The sequence below is a fragment of the Streptomyces sp. sk2.1 genome, assembly GCF_008120935.1.
In the GTDB taxonomy this organism is placed as follows: Bacteria; Actinomycetota; Actinomycetes; order Streptomycetales; family Streptomycetaceae; genus Streptomyces.
Genome location: NZ_RDBO01000284.1, coordinates 1 through 2,431, shown reverse-complemented (window position 1 = coordinate 2,431; position 2,431 = coordinate 1). Strand labels below are relative to the sequence as shown.

Genomic DNA, 2,431 nt, shown 5'->3' with positions numbered 1-2,431 from the left:
CGGCCCCTCAGGCCGGGTGCTCCGGCGGGCGGGCGTGCCGTCCGGCGTCGCGCCGGGGGCGGCGCGCGCCCCACCGGACCAGGGGGAGCAGCCACCGCACGGTTCATCGAGGAGTCCACGGCCCTGCCGCCCGCGGCGCTCGCCGCGCTGTACGAGGACTCCCTCGACCGCTGGAGCTCCGGCGGCCGCGACGCCAGCCGCGCGACCAGGGCCTCCGCGTCGGAGAACTCCGCTATCGAACGCGCCGTCGGCACCGCCCTCCTCCGCCGCACCGACGAACTGGACGCCTTCCGCCCGCACCTCCGCTTCGACGTCAAACCCGTCTGCGCGATCGCCGCGCGGGCCGTCTGCAAGCGCGCGAAACTGACGGAGGATCAGTACCGGGTGCTGCTGGACCCGTTCGCGGCGGCCGGGGTCACGGTCCCGCGACGGTGAGCACGGGAACCGCGACGACCGCCCCCGCGGCCGGGCCCGCTCCGGCGGGACGTACGGGGGAGCGCCGCCGTGCCGCCGCACACTGACCCGCCCGCGAACCCCCGTCCTCGCCCCCGCCCGCCGTCCGGGCCGGGCGCCGTCCGGCGCCGTGTCGTCCGGCGCCGCGCGTGGGGACTGTGCGCGGCCCTGTTCGGCCCGGCCGCGCTCGTCGTCGGCGTCGCGGCACTGGCCGCCGTGCCCGGTCTGGCCGAGGACGAGAAGGCGTTCGGCGCCGCGGCCCCGTGCGCCGCCACGTCCTCCTCCCACGACGACTGCCTGCGCTCGTCCGACGCGACCGTGACCCGTACGGTGATCGAGGAGCGGGGCAGGTCGTCGCGGTACACGCTGTACCTGAAGGGCCCCGCGGACGTGCCCCGCAGCATCGACATGGGCGACTCGGGGCCACTGCTCGGACGGCTGCGCCCCGGTGACGCCGTGACGGTCACCCTGTGGCGGGACTACGCGACCGGGGTGCGGCGGGGCGGGATCTCCCAGGAGACCGCCGACACCCCGCAAGGAGAGGCGGTCTTCGTGTGCGCGCTCGCCCTGGCGGCGCTCTCCGGCGGCGCGTACGGCCTGTACGCGGGAGGCACGGCCCTGTCCCGGACCCGGCACCGCACCGCGGGCGACCTGCCCGCCGGACTGGTGACGCACGGCAAGGAGGCGGTCGGAGCGGCCCTGTGCGCGCTGCCGGCCCTGGCCGTGGGCGCCTGGACGAACGTACCGGTCATGCTGATGGTGTGGCTGGGGCTGCTCCCCCTGGTCCGGTGGGGCGCGCGCCGCCCCCGGCGCGACGCCGGACGGCACGCCCGCCCGCCGGAGCACCCGGCCTGAGGGGCCGGGCCGTCACCACGGCCCGGCGGCGACCGGCCCGGGAGTCATCGGCCCGTCCCTTCGAGGGAGCCCCGCCAGCACAGGAGTTCCTGGATCATGTCCGCGGTCAGGCCGCGCGCGGGATCCGTGGTCACCAGCAGCGTCGGCGCGGTCCGGGAACGGGCCCAGGCCAGCGCCTCCGGGGTGTGGGCATCGTCCACCCAGGCGGCAGGACGGTCGCCGGCGAAGGCGTCGATGGCGGGCACCTTCTCCGCGGGATCGAACGGTACGGGCGGGAAACGGACGACCGGCAGGGTGGGCAGGTTCAGAACGGGCGTGATGAAGGTGTTCGCCTGGTCCTCCCAACCGGTCGCCCAGACCAGCTCGAACTCCCGGCCGAGATCGGCCAGCCAGGGCCCGTGGGCGTCGCACAGCCGGACCGGTGGTTCCTCCCCGGGGAAGAAGCCGTGCTCGCGGTAGCCCTCCGGGCAATCACGGGCCGCGAAGGGGTTCAGCACCCCGTCGACGTCCAGCAGGAGGAGCGGCAGCCGTTCCGGGGCCGGGTGGGCTCGTGCGGCAGCGGGTTTCCCGAGTGGCATACGGACATTGAAACAGGGCGGCGACGGCCGGCACCGAGGAGCCCGTGCCGCAAGGGCCCTGAAGGCTCCGACGGTCAGTGGTGACCGGTGCGGCCGCTCAGGTCCAGACGGCGCGGGGTGGCGTCCTCGGTGCCCGGGGGCACGATGACGAACTGCCCCATCATGCCCTTGTCCTCGTGCTTGAGGATGTGGCAGTGGTACATGTACGGGGTCTTCGGATCGCTGTGGCGGCCGAACTCGACGGCCACCCGGACCTTCGTCTTGCCGGGGACGTAGACGGTGTCCTTCGGGCCGCGCAGATGCGCCGGCGGTCGGTCCCCGTCGATGTCGAGTATCCGGAAGACGACCTCGTGGATGTGGAAGTTGTGGGAGAAGGTGATGTTGTCCAGCTCCCAGGTCTCACGGGCACCCGCCGGTACGACCTCGTCGATCCGGGCCAGGTCCATGGGCTCGTCGTTGATGTGCGAGCCGTACAGCGTGAAAGTGCGAGTCCGGTCCCCCTCGGCGGGCGGGGCGAGGGGGACCGGACTCGCACTTTCACGCTG

4 protein-coding genes are annotated in these 2,431 nt (G+C 74.5%); 2 read left to right on the top strand and 2 right to left on the bottom strand.

The window, feature by feature from the left end:
* Positions 1-435, top strand: a 435-nt coding sequence (locus tag EAO76_RS45250; protein WP_187439075.1) for a hypothetical protein, incomplete at its 5' end; no start/stop codon positions are given.
* Positions 436-504: 69 nt separating this feature from the next.
* Complete coding sequence (locus EAO76_RS43840; RefSeq protein WP_148841770.1) at positions 505-1,308, top strand: hypothetical protein; 804 nt, start codon at positions 505-507, stop codon at positions 1,306-1,308.
* A gap of 44 nt (positions 1,309-1,352) precedes the next feature.
* On the opposite strand, the gene EAO76_RS43835 is transcribed toward EAO76_RS43840, so the two are convergent.
* Both EAO76_RS43835 and EAO76_RS43830 read right to left on the bottom strand, forming a co-directional pair.
* On the bottom strand, positions 1,353-1,886 hold the full coding sequence (locus tag EAO76_RS43835) for an HAD domain-containing protein (RefSeq protein ID WP_148841769.1): 534 nt from the start codon (positions 1,884-1,886) through the stop codon (positions 1,353-1,355).
* Between the two features lie 74 nt (positions 1,887-1,960).
* Positions 1,961-2,431 (bottom strand): multicopper oxidase domain-containing protein (locus tag EAO76_RS43830; protein WP_148841768.1); only part of this gene is annotated, 471 nt, incomplete at its 5' end.